The 26,463-nt window shown below is 74.0% G+C and carries 26 protein-coding genes; 4 read left to right on the top strand and 22 right to left on the bottom strand.

All coding sequences use genetic code 11. The annotated features are described in order from the left end of the window. The first annotated feature begins 115 nt into the window (after positions 1 to 115). Complete coding sequence (locus BJY16_RS13190) at positions 116 to 922, top strand: S-methyl-5'-thioadenosine phosphorylase (RefSeq protein ID WP_185039744.1); 807 nt, start codon at positions 116 to 118, stop codon at positions 920 to 922. A gap of 70 nt (positions 923 to 992) precedes the next feature. Here the strand turns inward: BJY16_RS13190 and BJY16_RS13185 are convergent, their stop codons facing one another. The 8 genes from BJY16_RS13185 to BJY16_RS13150 all read right to left on the bottom strand — a co-directional run bounded on the left by BJY16_RS13185 (position 993) and on the right by BJY16_RS13150 (position 9,695). Continuing rightward, a complete protein-coding gene (locus BJY16_RS13185) occupies positions 993 to 1,862 on the bottom strand; it encodes a hypothetical protein (protein ID WP_185039743.1) in 870 nt (289 codons plus the stop codon). Between the two features lie 55 nt (positions 1,863 to 1,917). Beyond that, the gene (locus BJY16_RS13180) at positions 1,918 to 3,135 is read right to left on the bottom strand and encodes a cytochrome P450 (protein ID WP_185039742.1); all 1,218 of its coding nucleotides are present in this window, start codon (positions 3,133 to 3,135) and stop codon (positions 1,918 to 1,920) included. Between the two features lie 34 nt (positions 3,136 to 3,169). Next, positions 3,170 to 4,225: a DUF2293 domain-containing protein gene (locus BJY16_RS48380; protein WP_185039741.1), complete on the bottom strand. Its 1,056-nt coding sequence runs from the start codon at positions 4,223 to 4,225 to the stop codon at positions 3,170 to 3,172. A 336-nt stretch (positions 4,226 to 4,561) separates the two neighbouring features. Further along, the gene (gene pntB, locus BJY16_RS13170; protein ID WP_185039740.1) at positions 4,562 to 5,980 is read right to left on the bottom strand and encodes a Re/Si-specific NAD(P)(+) transhydrogenase subunit beta; all 1,419 of its coding nucleotides are present in this window, start codon (positions 5,978 to 5,980) and stop codon (positions 4,562 to 4,564) included. Between the two features lie 4 nt (positions 5,981 to 5,984). Further along, a complete protein-coding gene (locus BJY16_RS13165) occupies positions 5,985 to 7,514 on the bottom strand; it encodes a Re/Si-specific NAD(P)(+) transhydrogenase subunit alpha (RefSeq protein ID WP_185039739.1) in 1,530 nt (509 codons plus the stop codon). Positions 7,515 to 7,881: 367 nt separating this feature from the next. After that, entirely contained in the window at positions 7,882 to 8,961 is a 1,080-nt protein-coding gene (locus BJY16_RS13160) for an amino acid kinase family protein (protein ID WP_203759038.1), read from the bottom strand. A gap of 5 nt (positions 8,962 to 8,966) precedes the next feature. Beyond that, on the bottom strand, positions 8,967 to 9,131 hold the full coding sequence (locus BJY16_RS48375) for a hypothetical protein (RefSeq protein ID WP_185039737.1): 165 nt from the start codon (positions 9,129 to 9,131) through the stop codon (positions 8,967 to 8,969). A gap of 138 nt (positions 9,132 to 9,269) precedes the next feature. Next, the gene (locus BJY16_RS13150; protein ID WP_185039736.1) at positions 9,270 to 9,695 is read right to left on the bottom strand and encodes a MarR family winged helix-turn-helix transcriptional regulator; all 426 of its coding nucleotides are present in this window, start codon (positions 9,693 to 9,695) and stop codon (positions 9,270 to 9,272) included. 138 nt (positions 9,696 to 9,833) lie between these two features. Here BJY16_RS13150 and BJY16_RS13145 point away from each other — a divergent pair, with 138 nt between their 5' ends. Then, on the top strand, positions 9,834 to 10,097 hold the full coding sequence (locus tag BJY16_RS13145) for a hypothetical protein (protein WP_185039735.1): 264 nt from the start codon (positions 9,834 to 9,836) through the stop codon (positions 10,095 to 10,097). A gap of 14 nt (positions 10,098 to 10,111) precedes the next feature. On the opposite strand, the gene BJY16_RS48370 is transcribed toward BJY16_RS13145, so the two are convergent. Beyond that, on the bottom strand, positions 10,112 to 11,149 hold the full coding sequence (locus tag BJY16_RS48370; RefSeq protein ID WP_185039734.1) for a helix-turn-helix transcriptional regulator: 1,038 nt from the start codon (positions 11,147 to 11,149) through the stop codon (positions 10,112 to 10,114). Positions 11,150 to 11,211: 62 nt separating this feature from the next. Between BJY16_RS48370 and BJY16_RS13135 the strand changes: the two genes are divergently transcribed. Beyond that, positions 11,212 to 11,496 carry a hypothetical protein gene (locus BJY16_RS13135; RefSeq protein WP_185039733.1) on the top strand — a complete coding sequence of 95 codons (285 nt, stop codon included), beginning with the start codon at positions 11,212 to 11,214 and terminating at the stop codon, positions 11,494 to 11,496. Positions 11,497 to 11,698: 202 nt separating this feature from the next. Here the strand turns inward: BJY16_RS13135 and BJY16_RS13130 are convergent, their stop codons facing one another. Genes BJY16_RS13130 through BJY16_RS13115 form a run of 4 tightly spaced genes read right to left on the bottom strand, consistent with a single transcriptional unit; the run spans position 11,699 to position 14,513 of the window. Further along, complete coding sequence (locus BJY16_RS13130) at positions 11,699 to 12,220, bottom strand: monooxygenase family protein (protein ID WP_185039732.1); 522 nt, start codon at positions 12,218 to 12,220, stop codon at positions 11,699 to 11,701. Positions 12,221 to 12,247: 27 nt separating this feature from the next. Next, positions 12,248 to 13,663: an aldehyde dehydrogenase family protein gene (locus tag BJY16_RS13125; protein WP_185039731.1), complete on the bottom strand. Its 1,416-nt coding sequence runs from the start codon at positions 13,661 to 13,663 to the stop codon at positions 12,248 to 12,250. Then, positions 13,660 to 14,085, bottom strand: a complete 426-nt coding sequence (locus BJY16_RS13120; protein WP_185039730.1) for a 4'-phosphopantetheinyl transferase superfamily protein — start codon at positions 14,083 to 14,085, stop codon at positions 13,660 to 13,662. The genes BJY16_RS13125 and BJY16_RS13120 overlap by 4 nt, the downstream gene beginning before the upstream one ends. An 8-nt stretch (positions 14,086 to 14,093) precedes the next feature. Continuing rightward, positions 14,094 to 14,513, bottom strand: coding sequence for an acyl carrier protein (locus BJY16_RS13115; protein WP_185039729.1), 420 nt, complete (start codon positions 14,511 to 14,513; stop codon positions 14,094 to 14,096). Positions 14,514 to 14,842: 329 nt separating this feature from the next. On the opposite strand from BJY16_RS13115, the gene BJY16_RS13110 reads away from it, so the two are divergent. Then, entirely contained in the window at positions 14,843 to 15,418 is a 576-nt protein-coding gene (locus BJY16_RS13110; RefSeq protein WP_185039728.1) for an RNA polymerase sigma factor, read from the top strand. Positions 15,419 to 15,429: 11 nt separating this feature from the next. On the opposite strand, the gene BJY16_RS13105 is transcribed toward BJY16_RS13110, so the two are convergent. From BJY16_RS13105 to BJY16_RS13060, 9 genes are all read right to left on the bottom strand, one after another. Then, entirely contained in the window at positions 15,430 to 16,503 is a 1,074-nt protein-coding gene (locus BJY16_RS13105; RefSeq protein WP_185039727.1) for an MFS transporter, read from the bottom strand. Between the two features lie 17 nt (positions 16,504 to 16,520). Next, entirely contained in the window at positions 16,521 to 17,684 is a 1,164-nt protein-coding gene (locus BJY16_RS13100) for a cupin domain-containing protein (protein ID WP_185039726.1), read from the bottom strand. A 23-nt stretch (positions 17,685 to 17,707) separates the two neighbouring features. Then, the gene (locus BJY16_RS13095; protein WP_185039725.1) at positions 17,708 to 18,832 is read right to left on the bottom strand and encodes a SagB/ThcOx family dehydrogenase; all 1,125 of its coding nucleotides are present in this window, start codon (positions 18,830 to 18,832) and stop codon (positions 17,708 to 17,710) included. A 614-nt stretch (positions 18,833 to 19,446) separates the two neighbouring features. Continuing rightward, a complete protein-coding gene (locus tag BJY16_RS13085; protein WP_185039723.1) occupies positions 19,447 to 20,730 on the bottom strand; it encodes an MFS transporter in 1,284 nt (427 codons plus the stop codon). Continuing rightward, positions 20,723 to 22,009, bottom strand: a complete 1,287-nt coding sequence (locus tag BJY16_RS13080; protein ID WP_185039722.1) for an ATP-grasp domain-containing protein — start codon at positions 22,007 to 22,009, stop codon at positions 20,723 to 20,725. Before BJY16_RS13080 ends, BJY16_RS13085 begins: the two co-directional genes overlap by 8 nt. Continuing rightward, complete coding sequence (locus BJY16_RS13075; protein ID WP_185039721.1) at positions 22,006 to 23,235, bottom strand: ATP-grasp domain-containing protein; 1,230 nt, start codon at positions 23,233 to 23,235, stop codon at positions 22,006 to 22,008. The genes BJY16_RS13080 and BJY16_RS13075 overlap by 4 nt, the downstream gene beginning before the upstream one ends. 9 nt (positions 23,236 to 23,244) lie before the next feature. Further along, positions 23,245 to 24,474 carry an ATP-grasp domain-containing protein gene (locus BJY16_RS13070; RefSeq protein ID WP_185039720.1) on the bottom strand — a complete coding sequence of 410 codons (1,230 nt, stop codon included), beginning with the start codon at positions 24,472 to 24,474 and terminating at the stop codon, positions 23,245 to 23,247. Further along, positions 24,471 to 25,619, bottom strand: a complete 1,149-nt coding sequence (locus tag BJY16_RS13065; RefSeq protein WP_203759040.1) for a PLP-dependent cysteine synthase family protein — start codon at positions 25,617 to 25,619, stop codon at positions 24,471 to 24,473. Before BJY16_RS13065 ends, BJY16_RS13070 begins: the two co-directional genes overlap by 4 nt. Then, positions 25,616 to 26,422, bottom strand: a complete 807-nt coding sequence (locus BJY16_RS13060) for a class I SAM-dependent methyltransferase (protein WP_185039719.1) — start codon at positions 26,420 to 26,422, stop codon at positions 25,616 to 25,618. Before BJY16_RS13060 ends, BJY16_RS13065 begins: the two co-directional genes overlap by 4 nt. Between the last annotated feature and the right edge of the window lie 41 nt (positions 26,423 to 26,463).

Below are 26,463 nucleotides of genomic sequence, written 5' to 3'. Positions count from 1 at the left end.
GACCGGCCTCCGATCCGCTGTCCCTCACCGAACACGAGACACCTGCCGTCCGTTCGACGTCAACGCCATGCTCAGCACATTAGCCCGACTTTCCGGCCACCGATAAGGTCTGCACATGAACCCGTCACCCCCGGCAGCAGAGATCGGCGTCATCGGCGGATCCGGGCTGTACGCACTCCTGGACGGCGCCATTGAACACGAGGTGGCGACGCCGTACGGTCCGCCATCCGACAAGATCACGGTGGCGTCGGTTTCCGGGCGCCGGGTCGCCTTCCTGCCCCGGCACGGGCGTGATCACCGCTTTCCGCCGCACAAGATCCCCTATCGGGCGAACCTGTGGGCGCTGCGCTCCCTCGGGGTGCGGCAGATCATCGCGCCGTGCGCGGTCGGCGGCCTGCGGCCCGAGCTGGGGCCGGGCACGTTCGTGGTGCCGGACCAGCTGATCGACCGGACCAGCGGCCGGGAGCAGACGTTCTACGACACCGGCGCGGTGCACGTGTCGTTCGCCGATCCGTACTGTCCGGACGGCCGCGCCGCGGTGCTGAATTCCGCCGCCCGGGTGAACGCGGTCGACGGCGGCACCATGGTCGTCGTCGAGGGCCCGCGCTTCTCCACCCGCGCCGAGTCCCGCTGGTTCACCTCGATCGGCGGCACGATCGTGAACATGACCGGTCACCCGGAAGCGGTCCTGGCCCGCGAGCTGGCCCTCTGCTACACCACCATCGCCCTGGTGACCGACCTGGACGCGGGCGTCGAGGGCGACCACGGCGTCACCCAGGAGGAGGTCTTCGGAGTCTTCGCGGAGAACACCGCCCGCCTCCGCGACGTGCTGCTGGACGCGGTCACCAGGCTGCCGGCCGAGCGCGCCTGTCCGTGCAAGGACGCCTTGCAGGGCATCAAGCTCCCGTTCGACCTGCCCTGAGACCCCGATCACAACCCCGTTGGGGTACGCGGTGAGCACCGTCGCGACCGGCCCGAGCAGCCCGCGCCGCTCACCGGTCGACGCAGTCGCTGCTCGTTCCGATCAGGAGGTGCGGCGGCATGCCCGGGGCCGCGTCGGTGACCGTCACGCTCATCCGGCCCTCCTCGCCGAACCGGGCCCACACGTCCGGCAGGCCGGTGTCCAGCGAGTCGGTGCGGACCCGCAGGCCCAGCCCGGCCAGGTGGTCGGCGAGCCGCGGCAGCCGGGCCTCGGGGCCGTCGTCGCCGGGCAGGGTCAGGTCCAACTCGACGCGCACCTGGAACTGACCGGTCGCGCTCTCGCCGAAGATGCCGCCGAACAGCCCGTCGTAGCAGCCGGCCGGGTCCTCGGCGCGGGCCACCGTGGCCGGCACCCCGAGGTGGTCCCGGCCGATCTCGGTGAGCAGCCGCCGCTGCCATTCCTCGGCGGCGGCCACGTCCCGGGCCGGGAAGTCGTGGAACGCGCCGTCGCGGGCGGCGACCGGCGGGCCGGGCGGCGCCTGCCCCTGGTCCAGCCCGGCCGGCCGGGCGCCGAAGGCGTGCTCCAGCTGCGCCCGCTCCCACTTCGCGCCGCCCACCACCAGCAGATCCATCGGTCCGCGGTGGACCCGCCAGGCGATTTTCGCGACCCGGCGGCCGAACCCGCTCCGGTCACCCGGGCCGCCGAGCGGGAGGCGGGTGCTCACGTCGACGTCGACACGGGTCCGGCCGTGCTCGGCCCACACCGTGATCACCGGGTCGGTGATCCCGGCGGAACCCCAGGGATCGACCGGCCGCGGGAAGTCGTCGTCCGCCGGGTCGTGCCGCACGATCAGCACCCCGGCCAGCGTCACCACCAGCAGCGCCGCGAGCACCGCACCCTGGCCCCGCCCGGACGCGAGCCACCCTCCGCCGACAGACATCCGCCCATGATGCCGACCCACGGCAACCGGCCCGGCCGGAAGGCGACCGGCCGGGCTAGAAGGTGACCGGGAGGGAGGCCAGCCGGTGGCCGATCGGCATGCTCGGCTGCCAGTCCGGCACCTCGTAGTCGGGCCGCAGGCCGGGGCACCGGTCGAGCAGGATCCGCAGGCACTCGTCGGTCTCCATCCGGGCCAGCGCCGCGCCCAGGCAGTAGTAGGTGCCCATCCCGAAGCTGAGGTGCCGGTTGCGTTCCCGGGTGATGTCGAAGACGTCCGGGTCGGGGAAGACGGCCGGGTCCCGGTTCGCCGCCATCAGCGCCAGGTAGATGTGTTTCCCGGCCGGCACGGTGTGCCCGGCCAGCTGGACCGGCTCGGTGGCGACCCGGCCGATCACCCCGGCCGGGCCGTCGCAGCGCAGCATCTCCTCGACGGCGCGCGGGGTCAGGTCCGGGTCGGCCCGCAGCTCGGCCAGCTGGTCCGGGTGGTCGAAGAGCAGCACCAGCCCGTTCGCGATCAGGTTCGCGGTGGTCTCGTGGCCGGCGAAGAGCAGCAGCACGCAGTTGGCGACCGCCTCGTCCTCGGTGACGATGCCCTCGGCCTCGGCGGCGACGAACATGCTGAGCACGTCCTCGCGCGGCTCCCGGCGCCGGTCCGCCGCGATGACCCGCAGGTAGTCGTGCATCTCCAGCATGCTGCGCTGGGCCGCCCGGAGCTGCTGCACGTCACCGTTGCCGAAGACCGGGACGATGTCGCGGGACCACGCCTGCAGCTGCTCGCGGTCACTGACCGGCATGCCGAGCAGCTCGGCGATCACGTTCGCCGGGAGGGGGTAGGCCAGGTCGCGGACCACGTCCATCCGGCCCTTCGGGGCGACCGCGTCGAGCAGCTCGTGGGTGAACTCGCGGACCCGGGGGCGCAGCCGGTCCACCATGGCCGGGGTGAAGTACCGCTTGAGCAGCTGCTGGAAGCGGACGTGGTCGGCCGGGACGGTGTGCCCCATCCACATCTCGATGGAGCGCCGGACCGGGGCCAGCTCCTCCTGCTCGGCGGGGGTCAGGCGCTGCAGGACGCGGGCCATGTTGGCGCTGTCCATCCGCTTGTCCCGGAGCGCGGCGTTGACGTCGGCGTACCGGGTGAGCAGGTAGGCGTCGAGCTGGGGCAGCCAGGCGAGCGGGCTCTCGGCACGCACCCGGTGCAGGAAGCCGTCCGGGTCGGTCATCGCCTCGGGGGTGAACAGGTCGTAGTCGCGCACTGTCGCGGCGTGATCGCTCATGGCCGCGATTCTGTCCGAACTGAGAGATCGTTATCTATCCCGCTCGCCAGCGGTCGAGGACCACGTCGATGTCGTGGCGGATCCGGGCCCGGGCCTCCTCGCGGGGCACCCCGGCCATCAGCAGCTCGTCGTACGGCGTGTCCTCGTGCCGCACCGAGGCCACCACGGCCCGGGTCACCGCGTCCGGATCGAGCGCCTGGCCGGCGGCGCTGCGGCCGACCCGGCCACTGCTCCGGGCGCCGGCGTGCCGGCCGATCGCCGCCGCCCGGGCCGGCGGACAGCCCGGGAACAGCCGGCCGATCTCCTCGGCCAGCTTCTGCTGGAACACCTCGTCGGCCGCCTCACGCCGCTCCCGGTCCCGCTCCCGGCGCCGGGCCCGGGCCTCCTCGTCGGACAGGCACTGCTGCTCGGCCTGCTCCACCGCGGCCTGCTCGACCAGCAGCCCCTGCCGTTCATACCGCTTACGGGTACGACTGAACCGCACCACCACCGCGGAGAGCCGGCTGGCCTTTTTCGCCCGCCGGGTCAGCGTCGCGTCGCCGGCCGGCAGGAACAGCAGGTGATCGAAGTCCGCGCAGACGAGACAGATCGGCCCGGCGTCTTCCATGATCAGCATGTCGCCGCCGGTGGTGCCGCAGCCGGCGCAGACGAAGTCCTTCAGGGGCAGCACCACCACCAGGTCCGGCGGCTTGCTCTGCCGGGTGGTGATCCGCTCCCGCTGCCGCTCCGGCAGGTCGGCCGCCGTCCAGTGCGTCCGGTACGCCGACTCCACCGCCGGATCACCGGCCTCGGTGAACCGCAACACCCGCCGGTCCCGGGTGGCCGCCAGGTGATCCACCTCGCTGGACACCAGGCCCTGGCTCGCCACCCACCGATGGAAGACCTCCAGCGCGTCGGCCAGCCGATCGGGTGACACCGCCGCGACCGCCTCCAGGCATGCCGCCCGTCCCTGCCGCCAGTCCGTCACCCGCCCGCCCGGCACCCACCCCATCCCGGTCAGCACATCCAGCGGGCTCACGTAACGCTGCCGCGCCAGGGCCTCCTCGGCAGCCTTCACCACCCGGCGCTCCAGCTTGGTCACGGGCTGCATGCCCGGCACGCTACCGGTCCGCGCGGCCGCGAACCATCCTCGCTGCCGCGGCGTCACTCGCCCGTTTCCGGTTCCTTTTCCGGTACGACTCCGGCTCCCGTGGCAGCCGGCTCGCGAGGCCCGCCTCCCGCACGACCGCTGCGCGGCTCGTGCGGGTCCGCTGCGCGTTCCGGAATCCGGCCGGGTGTCAGCGGATTCCGGAACGCGGCCCGGGTGCACCCGGAAGGGACAGCGAGCCCGCACGAGCCGCGTGGCGGCCCGGTGGGGGCCGGGCCTCGCGAGCCGACCACCACGGGAGCCGGAGTCGTACCGAAGAATGATCCGTGGGGATGGTGGTCAGAAGGAGCGCAGGATGTCGTTCACCCGCTCCTTGGCGTCGCCGAAGAGCATCGCGCTGTTCTCCCGGAAGAAGAGCGGGTTCTGCACGCCGGCGTAGCCGGACGCCATCGACCGCTTGAAGATGATCACCTCGCCGGCCTCCCAGACCTTCAGCACCGGCATGCCGGCGATCGGGCTGGCCGGGTCCTCGGTGGCCGCCGGGTTGACCGTGTCGTTGGCGCCGATCACCAGCACCACCGCGGTCCGGGCGAAGTCGTCGTTGATCTCGTCCATCTCCAGGACCACGTCGTACGGCACCTTCGCCTCGGCGAGCAGCACGTTCATGTGCCCGGGCAGCCGGCCGGCGACCGGGTGGATGCCGAACCGGACGTCGACGCCCTTGTCCCGGAGCTTGCGGGTGAGCTCGGCGACGCCGTACTGCGCCTGGGCGACAGCCATCCCGTAGCCCGGCGTGATGATCACCGATTCGGCGGTGGCGAGCATCTTGGCGACCTCGTCCGCCTGCACCTCCCGGTGTTCGCCGTAGTCGGTGTCGTCGGACGGGCCGGCCTCGATGCCGAAACCGCCGGCGATCACCGACAGGAACGACCGGTTCATCGCCTTGCACATGATGTACGACAGGTAGGCGCCGGACGACCCGACCAGCGCCCCGGTCACGATCAGCAGGTCGTTGGAGAGCAGGAAGCCGGAGGCCGCCGCCGCCCACCCGGAGTAACTGTTCAGCATGGACACCACGACCGGCATGTCGCCGCCGCCGATCGAGGCGACCAGGTGCCAGCCGAGCAGCAGCGCGATCCCGGTCACCGCGATCAGCAGCCACAGCGACGGGTCGATCACGAACCAGACGGTCAGCGCCCCGAAGGCGACCAGCGCGCCCACGTTGAGCAGGTTCTTGCCGGGCAGCATCAGCGGCCGCGACTTCATCCGGGCGGACAGTTTGAGGAAGGCGACGATCGACCCGGTGAAGGTGACCGCGCCGATGAACACCCCGATGAACACCTCGGCGCTGTGGATCCCGAGCAGTTTTCCGGCGGCCAGCGCGGTCGCCTCGGCGCCGTCCGGGTCGGCCTCGACGTGCAGGTATCCGTTCCAGCCGACCAGCACCGCGGCCAGGCCGACGAAGCTGTGCAGCAGCGCGATGAGTTCCGGCATCCCGGTCATCTCGACCTTGCCGGCCCGGTACAGGCCGATCGTGGCGCCGATGCCGGTGGCCACCAGCAGCAGGGCCAGGCCGGTGCCGCTCAGGTCGCCGACCACGGCCAGCGCCACGGTCGCGACCAGCGCCAGCGCCATGCCGAGGATGCCGAAGAGGTTGCCGAACCGGGCGCTCTCGTGCCGGGACAGGCCGGCCAGCGCCAGGATGAAGAGCAGGGCCGCGACGAGATACGCCGCCTGGGCCGCGGTTTCGATGGTCATCCGGTCAGCTCCTGGTGAACATGGCGAGCATGCGGCGGGTCACCGCGAAGCCACCGAAGACGTTGATGCTGGCCAGCAGGATGGCGATGAACGACAGCGCGGTCACCACCGGGCCGCCGTGCCCGAGCTGGAGCAGCGCGCCGACCACGATGATCCCGGAGATCGCGTTGGTCACCGACATCAGCGGCGTGTGCAGCGCGTGGTGCACGTGCCCGATGACGTAGTAACCGATCACGATGGCCAGCGCGAAGACCGTGAGGTGGCCGCGCAGCGTCGGCGGCGCGAGCGCCGCCAGCACGAACAGCACGGCCGCGCCGGCGCCGACGAACACCAGGTCCCGGCGCGGCGCCGCGGACGACGAAGCCTTCGGCGCGGCCACCGCCGCGGGAGCCGCCGGGGCCGGAGCCGGGGCCGCCGAGACCGCCACGGGAGGCGGCGGCCAGGTCAGTTCGCCGTCGCGGACGACGGTGATCGAGCGCTGCACGGTGTCCTCGAAGTCGAGCACCAGGGTGCCGTCGCGTTCCGGCGTCATCAGCTTCATCAGGTTCACCAGGTTGGTGCCGTAGAGCTGGGACGCCTGCGCGGGCAGCCGGCCGGCCAGGTCGGTGTACCCGATGATGGTCACGCCGTTCGCGGTGGTGACCGCCTCGCCGGGGACGGTGCCTTCGACGTTCCCGCCGTTGGCGGCGGCCATGTCGACGATCACGCTGCCCGGTTTCATGCTGGCCACCATCCGCTCGGTGATCAGCCGGGGAGCCGGCCGGCCGGGGATCAGCGCGGTGGTGATCACGATGTCCACGTCGGTGCACTGCTCGGCGTAGAGCCGGGCGGCCCGCTCGTTGTAGTCGTCGGACATCTCCTTGGCGTACCCGGTCGAGGAGACCTCGACGTCCGCCGCCTGCACCGCGAGGTACTCCCCGCCGAGCGACTTGACCTGGTCGGCCACCTCGGGCCGGGGGTCGGTGGCCCGGACGATCGCGCCCAGGCTGCCGGCCGCGCCGATCGCCGCGAGCCCGGCCACGCCGACGCCGGCCACCAGCACCTTCGCCGGCGGAACCTTGCCGGCCGCGGTCACCTGGCCGGTGAAGAACCGCCCGAACGCGTGCGCCGCCTCGATCACCGCGCGGTAACCGGCGATGTTCGCCATCGAGGAGAGCACGTCCAGCGACTGCGCCCGGGAGATCCGCGGCACCGCGTCCATCGACAGCACGGTGATCGGCCGCCGGGCGAACTCGCGGACCAGGTCCTCGTCGAGCCGCGGGTTGAAGACGCCGATCAGCGTCGCCCCTGGCCGCAGCCGGTCCAGCCGGGCCGGCTCCGGCGCGTTGATCGTGAAGAGGATGTCGGCCTGGTAGGGATCGCCGAGCGTCGCGCCGGCCTCGGCGTAGGCCTCGTCGGCGAACGACGACCGCCGCCCCGCCCCGGGCTCCACCACGACCTCATATCCGAGCTTGAGCAACTGGCCCACGGTCGCGGGTGTCGCCGCCACCCGAGTCTCACCGGGGCGGGACTCCCCGAGAACACCAATGATCATCAATCGACTCCCGTGCAGTTCTAGCGACGTTGCCGGACCTACGGCGGAAAACGTGAAGGTGAGTGTCTCCACGTATGCCGACCATGAACGCGTTCAAGGAATGAGCTTGTTACTCGCGAGTAGCTTAACGTCCCGCATGACCGCTGTCACAGTACAAGTCATCACATCACTCACGGTGACCGCAAGCTCATCATGCGTTCCGGGACCCTCACCAGAATCGCGGGCTCGTTCACGATCGGTAACCCCGACAACACCCCAGACCAAAAACCGGTTTCCGGTACGCCCTCCGCTCCGCCGCGACGGGCGGGGTGGTGCTGAGGGCGTACCGGAAACCGGTTCTTCAGGGAGACGCGTGCCGGCCGGACCGTCAGGCGGCGACCAGCAGCGGCTCCGCGAGGGTGGCCGGGCGCGCGTCGAGCAGCTGCTGACCGCGGCGGACCGCGGCTTCCAGAGCCGGCTCGACGGTGGTGACCACCTGGCCGTCGCGGATCACCGAGAGCAGCTTCTCGCCGGTCACCCGGCCGGGCGCCCCGGCCGCGGCGAGGATCGGGGCGACGCCGGTCGCGCCGCCCGGCACGGCCACGACCAGGTCGTGCGGCAGCAGCAGCGGCTCGACGCCGCGGGCGGTGAGCGCGTCGGCGGCCCGGGTCAGCGCGTCCGGGTCGGGGCAGCGCACCACCACCGCGTCGCCGGCCACCACGACCGCGTAGGGCAGCGACCCGCCCGCGCCGATCGTGGTGCCCACCGGGTACGGCTCCCGGTTCAGCCGGCACTCGATGGTCACGCCGCGGGCACGGGCCAGCCGGACCGCCCGCGGATGCAGCACCCGGGCGCCCAGCGAGGCGAGCCGCAGGGCGCTGTCGTAGTCCAGCGCCGCCAGCGGCCGGGCCCCGGCCAGCAGGTTCGGGTCGGCGTCGTAGACACCCGGCACGTCCGAGCAGATCTCCACCCGGTCCGCGCCGAGCCCGACGGCCACCGCCACCGCGGACAGGTCGGCGGTGTGCTCGCCCAGGTAGGTGGGCCGCCCGGTGACGTCGGTGGCCTGGCCGCCGGCCACCACGATCACGTCGTAGCGGGCCAGCGCCGCGCTCATCTCCCGGCCGCCGTAACCGAGCAGCCGGGCGTTGCCGAAGGTGGAGTCGCTGACGAACCCGGTGCCCCGCCCGGCCAGCACGGTGGCGAACAGGCCACGTCGTTCGCAGGCGACGCGCAGCAGGGCGGCGCTGACCGTGCCGGCGTGCTGCACCAGCCCGTCCAGCGCGGCGGCGCCCGGCGCCGGGTCCACCGCGTAGGCGTCGTCGCGCAGCCGTTCGGTCTCCCCCGGCCGGGCGCCGACCACCACGGCCACCTTGTCCCCGGCGTCGACCCGCCGGGTCAGCACCCCGGCGATCTCCCGGTACGCCTCCGGCCGGGCGAACGTGCCGGCCGCGAACTTGAGCACCGACACCCGGCTCACAGCGTGCCCCGGTCGTGCAGTTCCTCGGCGACCTGGATGCCGTTGCGCGCGGCGCCGATCCGCACGTCGTCGGTGACCAGCCAGTACGCCACCCGGCGCGGGTCCTGCGGGTCCGGGTGCGCGGTGGCCGAGATCTTGCGGGATTCCTGACGAGTCGTCATCTGCGTTCCCTTCCGGTTCTCCTGCCGGTGCTTGCGCCACGACGGCACATCGATGCAGATCCCGGCGGGCCGGCCAACCGGACAGCGCGGTCGCCGGTGCTGGTCACCGGCCGGCGCGGCTGCTCGGCGGTGGCCGGGTCAGAGGCCGTCCCGGAGCCGGCCGAGCAGGCCGAGCGCGGCGTCCAGCCCGGTGGCGTCGTCGGCGGCGGCCGCGGCCAGCAGCCCGGCACACTCCCGGCGGACCAGCTGGTGGGCGGCCCGGCCGGGCCCGGTGAGGCGGACCGTCACGCCGCGACCGTCGGCCGGGTCGGCCTGCCGCCGGATGAACCCGCGGGCCTGCAGGCGGCCCAGGGCCGCGGAGACGTTGGCGCGCTGCAGGCCGGTGGCCGCGGCGATCCGGCTGGGGGTGGCCGGGGCCCGGTGCGCCAGGTGGCGCAGGATCGCCCGCTCCGGGCCGGTCAGCCCGGGATGCCCACGGGCGCCGACCCGCTGGCCGAGCGCCAGCACCAGATCGGCGAGATCCGCCCAGCCCCGCTCGTCCGCCGCGGGTACGCCGCTCGTCATGTCCTTCTGGATCCGCCGGGCGGCGTGATCGGACAGCGTGCCGGGTATCTATCCGGCATGGCCGAGGAGAGACTACTGTCCGGCGAAAGTGTCCGAGAAAGTGTCCGAACAGAACGGTTCGCGGATCTGAAGGAGAAGGTGGACGGGCTGCGGTCCGCTTCCACCACGGCCGGGCTGGTCCGGCCGTCCTTCCTCGACACGGGCTGGCATCAGGAGAAACACATGCGAGCGACGAACAACCGGGAGCCCGGCGACGAGGCCGTGCCCCCGGAGCGCGACGGCGATCCGTCGCGTCCCGCCGAGCCCGGCGACCCGGCCACCGGTGACATCCGGACGCGCTGGGAGGACGGGACCGCGGTGCCGTACTGGGTCGCTCCGGACGACGTGCCGGTCGAGGACTAGCTCCTCGCGGCGGATCAGTCGTCGACCGGCTCCGGCGCGCCGCTGATCAGCCCGGCGCGCATCGCCTGCACGGCGAGCTGGAAGCGGGAACCGGCGCCCAGCCGGTCGCACAGTGACGTGGTGTAACGGCGCAGCGTCCGGGTCGAGATGCCGAGGCGCCGGGCCACGCTCTCGTCGGTCCGCCCCTGGGTCAGCTCGCGCAGGATCTCCAGCTCGATCTGCTCCACCACGGTCTGCGCCTCGTCCTCGACCAGCTCGGTCGAGCGGCCCCACATGTGCTCGAACAACCGGACCAGGAACGAGATCACCGGCGGCTCGTGCAGGATGGCCGCGCCGACCTGGCCCTCGTGGCTGCGCGGGATGACCGCCACCTCGTTGTCGAAGACCACCATCCGGGCCGGCACCATCGACGTGGTGCGCACCTGGGCCCCCAGCGCGGCGAAGGCGCGCAGGTGCTCGACCGCCACGTGGTAGCGGCGGACCGTGTGGGTGAACAGGCCGCGCACCTCCACCCCGCGGCGCAGCAACTGCTCGTCGAGCTCCAGGCCGGCCCGCATGCCCTCCGGGTCGGGCAGGTTGGGATGGGCGGCGATCGTGGTGTGCCGGACCCGGTTGGTCAGCTGCGCGAGGCGGATCCGGATCTCCCGGACGTCGGTGAGCACCTCGGTGCTGGAGAGCGCCGCGCCGGCGGCGGCCGCCTTCTCGTAGAGCGGGGTGAGCGAGACGAACTCCCGGCGGATCCGCTCGGACTGCTCGGCGAGACCCCGGGCCTGCTCCTCCATCGGCATGGCCAGATCGGCTGCCGCGAGGCCGGGACTGGCCGCGTGCAGGATCGCCGGGTCGCGCAGATCACCGCGGAGCAACCCCAGCCGGATCAGCCGGGCGACCCGGTCCGGCCGGGCCGCGGCCCCGTGCTCGCGACAGTAGTCGTCCAGCGAGCAGGTCGGCCGTGTGAAGAACTCGTAAATTTTTATGTCGTCATCGGACAGTCGTGTGTCGTCCTCGTCGGACGCTGATTTCTCGGATTCCGCTGTCAGATCTTGAAAAGGCACCTATCCGATCCCCCCGGCCGGGCGACGTTGTCATGGGCCAGCCTAAAACCGGGGGTCCACACATGCAAAGCGAGCACGCGAGGCGGGCCGCCGGCCGGATGATCGACATTGCGATCATCTGGCCGGCGGCCCGCTCGAAAGTCCTTGTCAGCTCGGTCCGGGAGGCCGTGGACCAGCCGGATCGCCGGAATTACCAGCAGGAGGCGCAGACCGAACCGGGGTCGGCGTTAATAGCGGTCGAGCCGGGCTCGCCGAGCTGCTGGGCAGCGGCTCCGCTGAATGCCATGATCAGACCGAGAACACTCGCGACGAAGAGCTTGCGCATTTCTTCATTCCCCCTGAATTGAATTCTGCCTGTCGAGTGATTTCCCGGTGCCGGCTCCGGTGTTATTTAGATAAAAGAACATCGACGATGATCAGAACAGGGTTTGGATATGTCCGCTCCGGGCCTGACCGGTCCTGGACACGGGGTGACAACGCGGCCCGATCCGGCCACCGGGGGAAGGTGGCGGATCGGGCCGCGTCGTCTCAGGGGGACTTCCTGCCTGGTCAGGAGGCCGAGGCGCGCACCTCACCCCAGTGCTCGGCGTCCGCCCGGTCCTTGTCGCTCCACTCGGCCGGGCTGGTGCCCGGGTGGCTGCGGGCCGGCACCATGCTGGTCGCCCCGCCCAGCCCGAACGCGGCCGGCATGTCCCGGTAGATCACGTGGTGCCCGCGGCGGGTCACCGTGTACGCCTCGTGGAAGACACCCAGCTCGCCCTCGCTGGTCCGGTTGAACAGGCGCCAGGTCGGCACGTGCTCCATCGGCTGCGCCCGGGAGTAGGCGAGCAGGTCGTCCATGCTGCGCCAGTACTGGACCACCAGCGTGGTCCGCCCGAACCAGACGTGGTAGCCGAGGAAGCCGTGCCGCTCCTTGTCGGTGAGCAGCTCCTTGAGCATCCGCACCATGCTGGTGAAGAACGGCAGCCAGCGGTGCACCTTCCAGAGGGTGTTGATCCGGGTGCCGATGAGCAGGGTCACCGTGCCCTCCGGAGGCTCGGCGGTGTGCCGGCCGCGCAGGATGTCCACCATGGTCTGTCTCCTGTTCGCAGAGTTCGGTCAGAACGGGTAGGTACGCGCCGGCCGGGACACCGTCACGCACCGCTCCTGGGTGAACGTGGTGACACTCGCGGCGCCGCCGAAGCCGTCGCCGTTGCCGGAGATGCCCAGCCCGGCGAACGGCCACCGCGGGTCGTGCTGGACGGTCTGGTCGCCGATGTGCACGGCACCGGCCCGCAGCCGGCCGGCCAGCGCGGCGCCCCGCTCGGCGTCCGGCGTGTAGACCGCGGCGGCCAGGCCGTACGGGGTGCCGTTGGCGAGCGCCACCGCCTCGTCGTCGTCGTCGAAGGCGGTGATCGTGACCACCGGCCCGAACGTCTCGGCCTGGAAGATCCGCATGTCCGGGCGCACCCCGGTGAGCACGGTCGGCGCCACGTACAGCCCGTCCACGGTGCCGCCGGCCGCCACCACCGCGCCCTCGCCGACCGCGTCGTCCAGCGCGGCCACCACCCGGTCCCGCTGCGCCTCGCTGATCAGCGGCCCGAGCTGCACGCCCGGGTCCCGGTACGGGTCGCCGGCCCGCAGCCGCCGGGCCTTCGCCACCAGCGCCTCGGTGTAGGCCCCGAGGACCGACCGGTGCACCAGGTGCCGCCGCGCCGCCATGCAGATCTGCCCCTGGTGCAGGAACCCGCCCCAGGCCCCGGCCGAGGCGGCCGCGGCCACGTCGGCGTCGTCGAGCACCAGGAACGGGTTGTTGCCGCCGAGTTCGAGGACCGCGCGCTTGAGCCGGATCGCCGCGGCCGCGCCGACCGACCGGCCGGCCGCCACCGAGCCGGTGAAGCTGACCAGGTCCACCCGCTCGTCGGTGACCAGCGCCCGGCCGGTCTCCGAGTCGCCGTGCACCACCTGCAGCACACCGTCCGGCAGGCCCGCCTCGGCCAGCACCGCGGCCAGCGCCGCGCCGCCGATCCCGGGGGTGTTCGGGTCCGGCTTGAGCACCACGGTGTTGCCCAGGGCCAGCGCGGGCGCGACCGAGCGCAGGGCGAGCACCACCGGGAAGTTCCACGGGGTGATCACCGCGACCACGCCGACCGGCACCCGGACCGAGCGCGCCGTCCGGTCCGGTTCCCGGGTCGCCAGCTCGCGGCCCAGGTCCTGCTCGGCCAGCGCGGCGGCGGACAGCAGCTCGCCGGCCCCGCCGCCCAGCTCGGCCTCGGCCTTGCCGGGGATCGAGCCGGACTCCCGGATCAGCAGCGGCGCCAGCTCGCCGGCGCGCCGGGTGAGCACCTCGGCGGCCCGGCGCAGAATGCCGGCGCGGGCCGCGCCGGGCAGCGCCGCCCACCCGGGCTGGGCGGCCGCCGCCCGGCCGGTGGCGTCGGCCACCGCGGCGGCGTCCGCGACCGGATAGCGGCCCAGGATCTCGCCGGTGGCCGGCTCGCGGCTGACCACTTCGGCGGCGGTCAGGATGTCGGTCATCGGGACTCTCCTCGCACTGCTCCGGGAAAACTGGGCATCATCCGCACGGCGCGCGCGGCGCCGCCGCCGGCCACCACCGTGGCGATCAGCCGGCTGTCCTGGTGGCGGACGGTGACGTCGACCCGGCGGACGCCGCGGGCCGCGGCGTAGGCCGCCACCTCGCCGTGCAGCCGGACCCGCGGCCGGCTGCCGGAGCCCTCCACCCGGACGTCCCGCCACCGGCTCCACAGCCGGGGCGGCAGGGCCAGCGCCCGCAGCGTGGCCTCCTTGACGGTCCAGTGCACCGCGCAGGCCAGCGGGTTGAACGGCTCGCGCAGCAGGCTCTCCAGCTCGGCGCCGGTGAACACCGCGGCCGTCACCCGGGGGCTGCGGCCCAGCACGGCCAGCGCCCGGGACGACTCCAGCGACCAGGCGCCGATCACGCCGGCTCCTAGCGGACCAGACACGGCCGGGATCCGTCCGTGGTGGTCAGCAGCGGGCTCAGCAGCGCCGCCAGATCCTCCACGGTGAGCAGCGCGGAGACCTGGTCCGGGCGCAGGCCGGTGGCCAGCCGGACGCCGGTGGGCACGGTCAGGATCGAGGCGAGCTGGGCCCGGCCGGCGCCGGTCAGCGTGCCGCGGGCGTCGACGAACTGGTGGTCGGCGAGGCCGCCCTGCAGCAGCGTGCCGATGTCGTCGATGGCCAGCTGGACGCCGAGCGCGCACTCCACCCGGAACAACACGTCCACCAGCTCGATCGACTCGGCGCCCAGATCGGCCACCACGGCGGCGTGCAGCGGCACGGCATCGGTCTCGCAGTCCAGCGTCTCGGCGACGGCTTCGCGGATCACCTGGATGACGTTCGGCTCCATGACGGCCCTCCTTCTTCTCGACCGCTTCCCCCTTCAGATCCCGGAACTGGCCGCGACCGGACACCCCCGGGCGGCGCAGCCCGAGCCGTCCAGGTCCGGACACGGCAGGATGCGGCCACGGCAGCTCCCTTGAGAGCGGCCTGAGCAGCGATTACAACCGAAGTAGCGCAGGTTTCGACCGAGCGCGACGCACGGCGAAACCGGGTGAGTTCCGGGGCCCCGAACTCACCCGGCCGCGCTCCGAGCGCGCCGTGTCCCCTCCACCCGTCCCGGCCGCACCGGCCGCTTCGGCCCTCAAAGATCGACCAACTTCGATGTAGGTGATTGCTGTGGCACCTCCCGCCGTCCGTACCTACCAGCACCGGGGCCCGTCGAACGCCGAACTCCTGACCGCCTGCCGCGGCGGCGACCAGGGCGCCTGGCAACAAGTGGTGGACCGGTTCGCCGGCCTGATCTGGTCGGTGGCCTTCCGGCACCGGCTCAGCCACACCGAGTGCGAGGACGTCTGCCAGGCGACCTGGAGCAAGCTGGTGCAGAAGGTCGACACCATCCGCGACCCGGAGCGCCTCGGCGACTGGCTGGCCACGGTGGCCCGCAACGAGTCGCTCAAGCAGCTCAACCGGAGCTCGCGGACGGTGGTCAGCGACAAGATCGAACTCTTCGAGCGGGCCGACCCGCAGGTCGCCCAGCCCGAGGACGAGGTGCTGCGGGCCGAGCTGCACGCCCGGCTGCGGGCCGCCCTGCACTGCCTGTCGCCGCAGTGCCAGGCGCTGCTCGAACTGATGCTGACCGACCCGCCGGCCAGCTACGAGGAGGCGGCCGAACGCCTCGCGTTGTCGGCCAGCTCGATCGGCCCGATCCGGACCCGCTGCCTGCGCCGGCTGCGCGAGGCGCTGGCGGCCTGACCCCGCGCCGCTCAGGCCGCCGGGGCGTCACCGAACCCGGCGACCCGCGGCACGGCCAGCACCAGCACGCTGGAGACCGCCACCAGCACCGCCCCGCCGATCAGCGCCGGTCGCTCGCCGATCCCGGCCACCACCGGCCCGACCAGCGCGTAGCCGACCGGCAGCAGGGCGTACGCGCCGAGCTGGTCCAGCGCGAACACCTTGCCGAGCAGCTCCCGCGGCACGTTGCGCTGCAGCGCCGCCACCCAGTACACGAAGAAGAACTCCACGACGAAGCCGCCGGCCGCGAAGGCCGCGATCACCCCGGCCGCGCCCACCGGCAGCGCCAGGCTCAGCACCGGCAGGGCATAGCCGACCAGGGCCAGCATCGCCGCCCGGCCGGGCCGGGCCGGGCGGTACCGGGCGGCCACCACCACCGCGGGCAGCGCCCCGGCCGCCATCGCGGCTACCGCCGCCCCGTAGACGCCGGCGCCGCCCAGGTCGCGGGCCGCCACCACGGGCAGCAGGGTCAGCGCGACCGCCGTGCCGGCCATCAGGTGCAGGCAGACGGTGCCCATCACGGCGTAGATCCAGGGCCGGTCGCGGATCGCCCGGAACCCGTCGGCGACGTCGGTGAGCACCGAGGCGCCGCGCCGGGCGACCGGCTCGCCGCCGGGGACCCCGGCGGTCACCGCCGCCCCGATCAGGAACAGCGCCGCGGCCACCAGCAGCGCGGCCCGCGGCCCGGTGGCGGTGACCAGCACGGTCACCACGGCCAGCGCGCCCAGCGCCAGGTGCGGCAGCGCCGCCACGGCGGCGAGCAGCACCGCGGCCCGGAACACGTCCGCGGTGATCAGCAGCCGGATCCGCGGCACCCGGTCGGCCAGCACCCCGCCGATCAGCAGGCACAGCACCAGGGCCACCGCGCGACCGCCGAGCAGCAGGCTGACGTCGGCCACCCCGCCGCCGCGCTGGACCACGTAGAGGCTCAGCGCGATCGGCAGCAGCTGGTCGCTGACCGACCCGGCCGACTGCCCCGCCCACAGCTGGACGAACGACCGGCGCCGCCAGATCCCGCCGGTCCGGTCCGTTCGCTCCGGCGCCATCGCGCCGATCCCGCCCATCAGGCGGCCAGCACGAACGCGCCGCGCAGCACCAGCTGGCTGGCCGCGGCCCGGACACTCGCCACGTCCCCACCGGCGGCCAGCTCCCGCAGGGTCACCGACTCGCCGCCGGCCAGCCGGATCAGGCCGGCCGCCAGCGGGGCCGGGAACATCGCCCGGAACCCGCCGAAGTCGGCGGCCACCTGGTCGCCGGCCGGTTCCACCCGGAGCGTGCCGGGCACCCGGATCCGGCTGTTCTCGTCGGCCAGGCCGTCCATGCCGGACAGGATCGACTCGATCGAGGCGGACGGTGCCGCGGACGCGCCGCCGGGCGCCCGGACCGCCGCGACACCGAGCTGCCCGAGGCGTGCCCGCACCGCCTCCAACCGCCGGCCCAGCGGCACGGCGACCGACTCCGGGTGCACGCCGGCGTCGACGTCGGCGTCCCCGGGCACCGCCGCCAGCGCCTCCCGCACCACGTCCTGGACCAGCGTGTCCAGGGTGGGCCGGCGCGCGGCCAGCGACACGTGCAGCGAGTGCCCGCCGACCGAGGCGGCCTCGTGCGGCGTGCCGCGCGGGACGTAGAGCGCGTCACCGGGGCCGAGCACCACGTCCAGCAGCGGCGCGCCGAGGTCCTGGCCGAGCAGGGTGCGCGGGGTCAGCGGCACCGGGCGCAGCTGCGGATGGACCAGCCAGCGCTTGGTGCCGGAGATCTGCAGGACGAAGACGTCCTCGTCGTCGATGTGCGGGGACAGGCCCTTGCGCGCCGGCGGGGTCAGGAAGGCCACCGCGTCGGCCGGGCAGCCCAGGGTCGCGGCCGCCTCGGCGCACATCCGGGCCACCCCGGGGGCGTACGCCTCGACCGCGTCCAGCACGATCGTCGCGCCGGACCGGAAGTAGGTCAGCACCCGGTCCCGGTCGACCGCGTCGGTGACCGTGCCGTGGCCGAACCGCCGGGTGGTGGTGTAGGCACTCTCCGGCACCGACTCGCCGCCCTTGACCAGCCGGACGAACGGCAGCCGCAGGGTCGGCGAGCTCAGCAGCCGGCCCACCTCGGCCACGGTCAGCACGTCGGCGAAGCCGTTCGGCGAGGCGGCCCGGCGCAGCAGCGGCTCGCGGGTCCAGGAGTCGTCGAGGAACCGCGGCACGTCCTCGACGAGGGTGGAGAAGTCGGTCGTGGTCATGGCAACCCTCCGGGGGTGGTCGCTCACCAGAGCACGGTGGGCGCGGGATAACGGAAGTCGACGGGCAGGCTGGGCGTGCCGCTGGGGCTCGCCGGGGCGCCGTCCGGCACGCCGGCGGCCAGCAGGTAGACGGCGAACTCCTGGTCGCCGTCGACGCCCAGGAAGGTCTCCAGCTCGGTGTCGGCGAAGGCCACCGTCTGGAACGGGCCGAGGCCGAGCGCGGTGCAGGTCAGTGCGAAGGTCTGCGCGTAGTGGCCGGCGTCGTACATCCACAGCCGGTACGCCCGGGGATGCCGGTACTTCCAGGCCAGCCGGTTGGCCACCGCGGTGGTCAGGCAGGTGAAGGCGCCCTCGTACGACGGGCCCTGGTGGTAGGTCAGCTCGGCCAGCTCGTCCCGGGTGACGTCGGCCCGGAGCAGCTCCAGCGCGTGCTGCCGGGTCGAGTAGTGGTAGAGCCCAGGCGTGACGCCGACGACGTTGAAGACCACGACGTAGCACTCGGCCTCGTGCCGGGCGCCCGCCGAGGCCGACACCCGGCCCTGCAGCACGCCGAACAGGCCGCCGTCCAGGAACCGCTGCGGCGCGAACGTGTAGAACAGCACCGTCGAGAGCTGGTCCAGGGTGACCGGCTCGGCGGTGAAGCAGCGGTGCGTGCGCCGGGCGGCGAACACCTCGTCCACCGGGGCGTGCAGCGGCAGCGGCCGGCGCGGCAGCATCACCACCGGGCGGTCCGGATAGTCCTTGAAGGCCGGCGGCCCGTTGCCGTCGGCGGCGATCGCGGCCGCGGTCTCGTCCCGGTGCGGCGAGTTGACCAGGTAGTTGGCGTCCCGCGCGTCGGTGTGGAACCGCTGCGCGGTCATCCCCCACCAGCCCCACGGCGCCCGCAGCTCGTCGGACCCGTCGCCGGTGTCGGTGTCGTCGTCGGTCAGCAGGTTCATCTTCCGCAGCGCGTCCACCGCGTCGCGGACCCCGGGCGACTCGCCGAGGCCCTCGACCAGGTCGTCCACGTCGATCCACTGGTCCGCGGCGTCGAGCAGGGCGCGCAGGCCGGGGGTCGCCTTGACCCAGCGCCGCTGATCGGGCACCCCGACCAGCAGTCCGTCCTCCTCCCACCGGCAGACGAGATGGCGGTGGCGACGTACTTTCATCAGATCCTCCGCTCGGAACTTCGGCGTACGAAAAACACAAAAAAGAACGGGGGTGGCTCGTTTTCACGAGCCACCCCCGTTCTCCGGGGATTCCAACGGTCAGACCGGTGTGCTCATCGCTGATCCGCTGGGGTCCGGCCGTGATGCGTTGACGACACCCCTACGCACGGACCGGTTCGCGGCACCGAAGTGCCGACCGGGACATCTAGGGGCGAGGCCGGGTCTGCCATTGCTGGGAACTCGGCCGCGACGGAAAGTGCGCTCCGGGGTGTCGCCGACGACGTCAGCGGCGATCAGAGGGTCGGGTGGTGCAGCAGCTCGGACTGCTCCTCGACGATCACGATCTCGAACGACATGCGAATCACCTCCTCACTGAACGAATCCCGGCATCCAGGTGCCAGACCCGGTCAGAGGGTCGGGTGGTGCAGCAGCTCGGACTGCTCCTCGACGATGACGATCTCGAACGACATGCGGATCACCTCCTCACCGAACAGTGACGGGTCCTGCGGGCAGACCCGATCAGAGGGTCGGGTGATGCAGCAGCTCGGACTGCTCCTCGACGATCACGATCTCGAACGACATGCGAACCACCTCCTTTCGCTACGCCCTCCGTGTCAACCGGAGACACCATTAAGAGGCGCGGCGGCCGGGCATCCGGACAGCGATTCCGGAGCTTTTTCGGAATGATCGCCGCGACCAGGAGAAATGGCTTCGCGAAAGGATTCCCGGACCAGCATCGGGGCGGCCAGCCCGGCCACCGCGAGCAGTGCGGCGAGCACCGCCCACCCGGCCGCGCCGGCCGGCAGCACCAGCGCGGTCAGCAGCACCGGCCCGGCGATCGTCTGGGTGGTCACGCCGAGGCTGAACACCGACAGGTAGGCGCCCTGTCGCTCCGGGTCGGCCCGCCGGAACGACAGGTCCCACCCGCCCGCGGCCTGGGTCAGCTCCGCCACGGTCAGCGCCAGCACCGCGGTGACCGCGATCCCGGCGGCCACCGCCGCGCCGGTCATCCCCGGCAGCAGGGCGAGCAGCAGGCAGCAGCCGCCCAGCGACAGCCCGGCCACCCGCAGCATCGACACCGCGCCGGCCGCGTCCCGGACCCGCTGCGCCACCGGCACCTGGGCCAGGGCGGCCACCACGGTGTTGAGCACCACCAGCACCGGCAGCCAGAAGGCGGGCAGGTCGGTGGCGGTCAGCAGCCACAGCGGGATCCCGGTCGAGAGCAGCGCCATGTGCAGGGTGAGCAGGCCGTTGAGCGCGGTGAGCCGCAGGTAGCCACGGTCGGCCAGCAGCCGCGGCCGGGCCGGCGGCCGACCGGCCGGACGCGCCGGGCGGGCGGCCGGCACCCGGGCCAGCAACAGGCCGGAGAGCAGGAACGAGACGGCGTTGCACAGCACCACCCCGGGCAGGCCGACCGGCGAGCCGGGCAGCACGAGCAGCGCGGCCAGGCCGGCGCCGGCGCCGAACCCGACGTTGCGCACCGCCCGGGTCAGGGCCAGCGTGCGCTGCCGCTCGCCGTCGCCGACCACCGCGGCGATCAGCGCCTGCTGGGCCGGGCTGGTCGGCTTCTCGGCCATCCCGAGCAGCACCGCGACGGCGAGGAAGGCCGGGAACGAGCCGACCAGGGCGTACAGGGCGAAGCCCCCGGCCCGGATCAGCAGCAGGGTGAGCAGGACCGGTTTCGGGCCGTGCCGGTCGGCCAGCCGGCCCACCGGGACGGTGACCAGCAGGCCGGCCACCGCCGCCAGGGACAGCCCGGCGCCGACCTGGGCCGCGTCCAGACCGGCCGTCCGGGTCAGGAACAGCGCCGAGCCACCCAGGAAGCAGCCGGTGCCGACCGCGTCGACCAGCGACGCCAGGACGAACGTGGCGATCGCGCCGCGACCCCGCTCAGCCATGGCGCGCCTCCGCGCCGGCCGGCACCCCGGCGGTGTCGTCGACGATCATCTGCAGCTCGGCGATCGCCCGGTCGGCCGCCCGGGCCGCCGCGGCCGTGTCGTCGGCCACCGCGATCACCTGGGCCACCCGGTCCCACGAGCTGGTCACGCCGGTGAACCGGGCGCCCGCCTCGGCCAGCACGGCGACGTCGGTGACCCCGGGTACCCGGGCCGCCGCCGGCACCCCGGAGACCGCCAGCAGGCGCCCGGGGCGGGCGGCGAGGAAGCGGATCGCCGCGCCGCGCACCGGCTGCCGCGGCGGCTCCGGGTCGACGCCGGCGAGCAGGTCGACCAGGGCGAGGTACGGATCGAAGCCGTACGCGTGCCCGATCAGCGGCACGATGCTGTCCCCCGGGGTCCGCCCGGCGCACTCCACCAGCGTCGCCCGCGGCTCGCCACCGGCCTCGGTGAGCTTCCACTCCGAGTGCAGGATCCCGGTGCCGAAGCCGACCGCCCCGATCAGCCGCTCGGCCTGGGCCAGCAGCTCGGCCCGCACCGCCGCGGGCACCGCGGCCGGCACGTCGTGCCCGATCTCCACCGGGTACGCCCCGGGCACCAGGTGCTTGGCGGTCACGTTGGCGAACCGCACCCGGCCCGCCGCGACCAGGCTCTCCACGCTGTACTCGGCGCCGGCCAGCCGCTCCTCGGCCAGGTAGCGCCAGCGCATCGGCCGGTCGGCGAGCTGGTCCGGCTCGTCCGCCGCCCGGCAGCGCCGCCACGCCCGGTCCAGGTCGGCACCCGGCTCCAGCAGCTGCACACCGACGCTGGCCTGCCGGTTGGCCGGCTTCAGCACCAGCCGGGGGTGCCGGGCGGCGAACCCGGCGACGTCCGCCGCGGCGTGGATCTCCTGCCAGGCCGGGGCGCGCAGGCCGGCCGCCGTGGTGACCGACCGGAGCCGCAGCTTGTCCCGCAGCACCCCGGCCGCGGCGACCCCGGCGCCGGGCAGCCGGCACGTCTCGGCCAGCGCGGCGGCCGCCTCGACCGCGTACTCCTGCCCGGGCACCACCGCGACCGGCCGCAGCGCCCGCACCGCCGGGTCGCGCAGGAACTCGTCCGACTGCTGGTAACCGGCGGTGATCAGGCGGAGCACCGCGGGATGCCCGGCGACCGCGGCCGGGGCCTGCTTCGCCCGGCTGACCGCCGGCTCCTCGATCAGCACGACGTCGTACCGCCCGGCCCGGTCCAGGGCGGCCAGCAGCCGCCGGTTCAAGCCGACCACGACCACCAGCGGGCGGCTCACCGGGAGCCCGCCCCGGCCAGTTCCGGCTGCCCGGCGAGCACCGGGACCAGCGCGGCGTGCGCCCGGTCCAGCCGCTCGCGGCAGGTGGCGTCGTCGCCGGCCACCGCGATCGCGTACCCGAGCCGGCCGATGAACCCGTCCGGCGGCAGCGCCACCCGGGTGCCGACCGGCGCGGTCCAGGCCGCCTCCACCACGCCGGGCAGCACCGGCACCGGGTCCAGCCGGGCCACCTCGCCGGCCCGGTCCGGGTAGCGGAAGACGATCCCGGCGCTGTCCCGCCGGGTGGCGGTCAGCAGCGGGTCCTCGCCCAGCGCCGCGGCCGCCGCGGCCGCGCCCAGGTCGATGCCGGTGGCCAGCCCGACCAGCCGGGGGATCAGGTCGCCGCCGAGCCGGGCGGCCAGCTCGACCAGCCGCGGGCCCCGGTCGGTGAGCCGCAGCTCGGCGTGGGTGGTGCCCTCGCACAGCCCGAGCGCGTCGTGCGCCGCCTCGACCACCCGCCGCACCGAGGCCAGCTGCTCGGCCCGCCGTGCCCCGGACACCAGATGGCCCAGCTCCTCGAAGCCGGGCGGTAGTCCGGTGCGCTTCTCGGTCACCGCGACCGGGCGTACCCGGCCGCCCCGGACCACCACCGACTCCACGCTGATCTCCGGGCCGTCCAGGTACTCCTCGACCAGCACGCCGGGCACCGCGTTCTCGAACCGGTCCAGGCCGGCGCCGGCCGCGACCGCGTACGCCCGCCGCAGCTCGGCCGGTGACCGGGCCAGCGTCACGCCGACGCTGGCGGCCAGCGCCCGCGGCTTGACCACCACCGGGTAACCGATCTCGGCGGCCGCCCGCCCGGCCTGTGCCTCGTCGGTGACCAGGATCGATCGGGCCGACGGCACCCCGGCCGCCGCCCACACCTGGCGCATCCGGTGCTTGTCCCGGCTGGCCCGGGCGGAGAGCACCGGATGCCCGGGCAGGCGCAGCGCGGTGCTCACCGCCGCGGCGCTCTCCACCCACGACTCCATCCAGGTCAGCACCCCGTCGACGGACTCGTCCCGGGCCACCCGCAGGATCGCCTGCGGGTCGTCGGGGGCGACGTGGTGCGCCGCGGTCAGGTGGCGGCGCTGCCAGGTCACCGGGCCGTCCTGGACCAGCACCACGTCGTGGTCGGCGGCCACCGAGGCCAGCAGGTACTCGCGGTAGACGTCGCGCCCGCTTCCGAGCAGGAGAATCTTGGCCATGGCACGTCCTCAGGTGGGGAGAAGGGCTTCGGGAGAGGTGGTGGTGACGCGGACCGCGACCAGCCCACGCTGGGCGGCCACCGCGGCCGCGGCCGCGCCCGGCGCGACGGCGGCCACGGTGACCAGCCGGTCCCGGGCGTCGCCGAACCCGCCGCACCGGTCGCCGGGCCGGGCGTGCACGGTGACCTGCCGGACCCGGGGCAGGTGGCGGGCGGTCGCCGCGTCGATCCGCGTCACCCGCTGCGGATGCGGGGCGACCGCCGAGCGGATCGCGCCGGCCCGGCGGGCCGGCGGCGCGCCGGGCCCGTCCCGGCCGAGCAGCCGGGCCAGGGTGGCGCCGTACAGGTCGTGGTCGGTGCACCACTCGACCAGCTCGGTGAGCCCGCCGCCGGCCAGCCGCGGGTTCGTCTCGATGATCGCCGGGCCGGTGTCGTCGACCTTGACCTCGAGGTGCGCCGGGCCCCAGGTCACGCCGAGCGCCCGGGCGGCCCGTTCGGCCAGCGCCGCGGCGGCCGGCTGGCGTACCGGGAAGTCGTGGCCGGTCTCGATGAACACCGGCGGCGCGGTGACGTGCTTGCCGGTGACGCCGTACGCCACCCCGTCGAACAGCTCCACCGAGTACTCCCGCCCGGTGAGGTATTCCTCCACCAGCACCCGGTGCGGCATCACCGCGCCCCGCTCGTCCAGGGCGCCGAGCAGCGTGCCGGCGTGGGCCGCCGCGGTCGCGGCGTCCGGGCACCAGCGGACGCCGACGCTGCCGCCGCTGCTGACCGGCTTGACCACCACCGGGGCGCCCAGGTCGGCCACCGCGGCACGCACCTGCGCGGCGTCGGTGGCGATCCGGAACCGCGGCGTGCGTACCCCGGCGGCGGCCAGCGCCACCCGCATCCGGTCCTTGCCGGCCGCCCGGGCCACCGCGTCCGGGTCCGGGCCGGGCAGGCCGAGCCGCCGGGCCACGGTGGCGGCGGTGGCCAGGCTGGGCTCGTACCCGGCGGTGACCGCGACCGGTCCCGGGTGGGCCGCCCGCAGCCCGGCCACCACGTCCAGCACGGCCGCCGGGTCGAGGGTGTTCACCGGCAGCGCCGGGTAGCCGTCCTCGGCCAGGTAGCCGTACCACCGCGGGTCGCGGGTGAGCAGCCGGACCTGGGCGCCGCCGCGCAGCGCGCGCTGGGCGAGCATCCGGCCGTACGTCCCGTTGCTCTCGACGAGGATGAGCAGGGCGCCGTCGAAGCCGGTCATGACGTCTCCGCCAGCGTCTCGGCGGCCCAGTCCCGCTGGACCAGGTCGTTCAGCTGGTGGGTGCTGGACGGCACCCGCAGCCGCTGCTCCAGCCCGGCCACCACGGTCGGGGTGAGCGGCCGCTCCTCGCCGATCGGGTGCAGCCGCCCGGCCCGCCGGCGCAGCCCGGCGACGTTCACCTCGTCGAGGACGATGTCGTGGGCGGCCAGCCAGCCGTCGTCGTAGACGGTGTCCAGGTAGCGGTCGCCGCCGTCGGCCAGCAGGCACACCACCCGGGCGCCCGGCCCCAGCCGTTCCGCCTCGCGCAGCCCGGCCAGCAGCACCGCGCCGCTGGACGCCCCGGCCAGCACCCCCTCGCTGCGGGCCAGTGCCCGGCAGGCGTAGAACGTGTCGGCCGACGACACCTGGTAGGCCGCGTCGATCAGGTCCAGGTCCAGGTTGGCCGGGGTCCAGCCCAGCCCGACGCCGGGCACCAGGTAGGCCCGCGACGTCCCGCCGAACACCGTGGAGCCGGTCGCGTCCGCGCCGACGATCCGGGTGACCGGGGAGTGCCGGCGCAGGTAGCGGGACAGGCCGCCGAGCTGCCCGCCGGTGCTCACCGCGCCGACCAGCGCATCCAGCCGTCCCTCGCACCCGGCCAGCAGCTCCGCGCCGGTACGCAGGTAGTGCGCGTGGCTGTTGAGCAGGCTGAAGCACTGGTCCGGGCGGAACGACCCGGGGATCCGCCGGGCCAGGTCGTTGGCGAGCGCGATCCGGGTCTTGTGGTAGCTGCCGGTGTCGTCCTGCTCGGTCACCGTGATGATGTCCGCGCCGAACGCCTCGAGGACCCGGCGGTTGGCCGGCGTGGTCTTCGGGTCGATCAGGATGATCACCCGGTAGCCGCGGGCCGCGCCGATCATCGCCAGCGAGATGCCGAAGTTGCCGCTGGACGACTCGATGATGGTGCCGCCCGGGCGCAGCCGGCCGAGCCGCTCGGCCACGTCCACGATGTGCCGGGCCGGGCGGTCCTTGACGCTCCCGCCGGGGTTGGTCCGCTCCCATTTGAGCAGCAGCTCGGCGTCGCCCGGCCCGGTGATCCGGCGGACCCCGAAGAGCGGGGTGGCGCCGATCGCGTCCAGGACGGTGGCCTCCGCGGCGCGGATCACGACGCCGCCCCGGTCCGCCGGGCCAGCACGTGCAGCCGCCGGCCGGTCAGCGTGCGGCTGACCGGGCCGGGACCGGCGTAGCGGCCGAGCGCGGGCGCCGGGTCGTCGAACATGTCCAGCACGGTGAAGCCGGCCCGGTCCAGGTGGGCGGCGAGCTCCTGGGGGAAGAGCAGCCGGTGCCGCAGGTGCTCGACCACCGGCGGGCCGGTCGGCGGCTGCCAGGTGTAGTAGCGGTCCAGCAGCTGCGTCGCCGGGTCGATCTCCAGGCGGGTGGTGTAGCGCAGGTGCCCGCGGTCCAGCGGCACGTCGTCGGCCCGCTCGTGGCGCAGCAACCGCTGCCCCTCCGGGGTCAGGAAGTGGGCGGCGTTGCGCATCTCCAGCACCAGCAGGCCGTCCGGCTGCAGGTGCCGGTGGAACGCGGCCAGCGTGGCGCGGATGTCCGCGACGGTGTGGTTGTAGAGGAAGGTGCTGCCCAGGCAGAGCACCGCGGCGAAGGTCTGCCCGAGCTCGAAGCCGGTCATCGAGCCGGTCCAGACCCGGCTGCCCGGGCTGGCCGCGCGGGCCGCCGCGACCATGGCCGGGGAGGCGTCCAGGCCGTCGGCGGCCAGCCCGCCGGCGCGCAGCGCGGCCAGCTCCCGCCCCAGGCCGCAGCCGACGTCGAGAACGGTTCTGCCGGGCGCGTGCGCGAGCACCATGTCCCGGGCGAAGCGGGACAGCGCGGCATCGCCGGCTTCCGGGATCACCCGGTCGTAGAGGTCCGGCCGGTCGTGCAGGAAATTCGAGGGCGGCAGCACGGTCGTCACAGCGACTCCCCTGGTGACGTGGAATGTAGTCACCAGAGAAG

It is taken from the genome of Actinoplanes octamycinicus, from assembly GCF_014205225.1.
Classification (GTDB): Bacteria; Actinomycetota; Actinomycetes; order Mycobacteriales; family Micromonosporaceae; genus Actinoplanes; species Actinoplanes octamycinicus.
This window is presented reverse-complemented; position numbering and strand designations above follow the sequence as displayed.

What these genes read in the sequence shown, in the direction of transcription:
- BJY16_RS13190 (WP_185039744.1), top strand. Translation starts at nt 116, where the DNA reads ATGAACCCGTCACCCCCGGCAGCAGAGATCGGCGTCATCGGCGGATCC.
- BJY16_RS13185 (WP_185039743.1), bottom strand. Translation starts at nt 1,862, where the DNA reads ATGTCTGTCGGCGGAGGGTGGCTCGCGTCCGGGCGGGGCCAGGGTGCG.
- BJY16_RS13180 (WP_185039742.1), bottom strand. Translation starts at nt 3,135, where the DNA reads ATGAGCGATCACGCCGCGACAGTGCGCGACTACGACCTGTTCACCCCC.
- BJY16_RS48380 (WP_185039741.1), bottom strand. Translation starts at nt 4,225, where the DNA reads ATGCAGCCCGTGACCAAGCTGGAGCGCCGGGTGGTGAAGGCTGCCGAG.
- pntB (WP_185039740.1), bottom strand. Translation starts at nt 5,980, where the DNA reads ATGACCATCGAAACCGCGGCCCAGGCGGCGTATCTCGTCGCGGCCCTG.
- BJY16_RS13165 (WP_185039739.1), bottom strand. Translation starts at nt 7,514, where the DNA reads ATGATCATTGGTGTTCTCGGGGAGTCCCGCCCCGGTGAGACTCGGGTG.
- BJY16_RS48375 (WP_185039737.1), bottom strand. Translation starts at nt 9,131, where the DNA reads ATGACGACTCGTCAGGAATCCCGCAAGATCTCGGCCACCGCGCACCCG.
- BJY16_RS13150 (WP_185039736.1), bottom strand. Translation starts at nt 9,695, where the DNA reads ATGACGAGCGGCGTACCCGCGGCGGACGAGCGGGGCTGGGCGGATCTC.
- BJY16_RS13135 (WP_185039733.1), top strand. Translation starts at nt 11,212, where the DNA reads ATGCAAAGCGAGCACGCGAGGCGGGCCGCCGGCCGGATGATCGACATT.
- BJY16_RS13130 (WP_185039732.1), bottom strand. Translation starts at nt 12,220, where the DNA reads ATGGTGGACATCCTGCGCGGCCGGCACACCGCCGAGCCTCCGGAGGGC.
- BJY16_RS13125 (WP_185039731.1), bottom strand. Translation starts at nt 13,663, where the DNA reads ATGACCGACATCCTGACCGCCGCCGAAGTGGTCAGCCGCGAGCCGGCC.
- BJY16_RS13115 (WP_185039729.1), bottom strand. Translation starts at nt 14,513, where the DNA reads ATGGAGCCGAACGTCATCCAGGTGATCCGCGAAGCCGTCGCCGAGACG.
- BJY16_RS13105 (WP_185039727.1), bottom strand. Translation starts at nt 16,503, where the DNA reads ATGGCGCCGGAGCGAACGGACCGGACCGGCGGGATCTGGCGGCGCCGG.
- BJY16_RS13100 (WP_185039726.1), bottom strand. Translation starts at nt 17,684, where the DNA reads ATGACCACGACCGACTTCTCCACCCTCGTCGAGGACGTGCCGCGGTTC.
- BJY16_RS13095 (WP_185039725.1), bottom strand. Translation starts at nt 18,832, where the DNA reads ATGAAAGTACGTCGCCACCGCCATCTCGTCTGCCGGTGGGAGGAGGAC.
- BJY16_RS13085 (WP_185039723.1), bottom strand. Translation starts at nt 20,730, where the DNA reads ATGGCTGAGCGGGGTCGCGGCGCGATCGCCACGTTCGTCCTGGCGTCG.
- BJY16_RS13075 (WP_185039721.1), bottom strand. Translation starts at nt 23,235, where the DNA reads ATGGCCAAGATTCTCCTGCTCGGAAGCGGGCGCGACGTCTACCGCGAG.
- BJY16_RS13070 (WP_185039720.1), bottom strand. Translation starts at nt 24,474, where the DNA reads ATGACCGGCTTCGACGGCGCCCTGCTCATCCTCGTCGAGAGCAACGGG.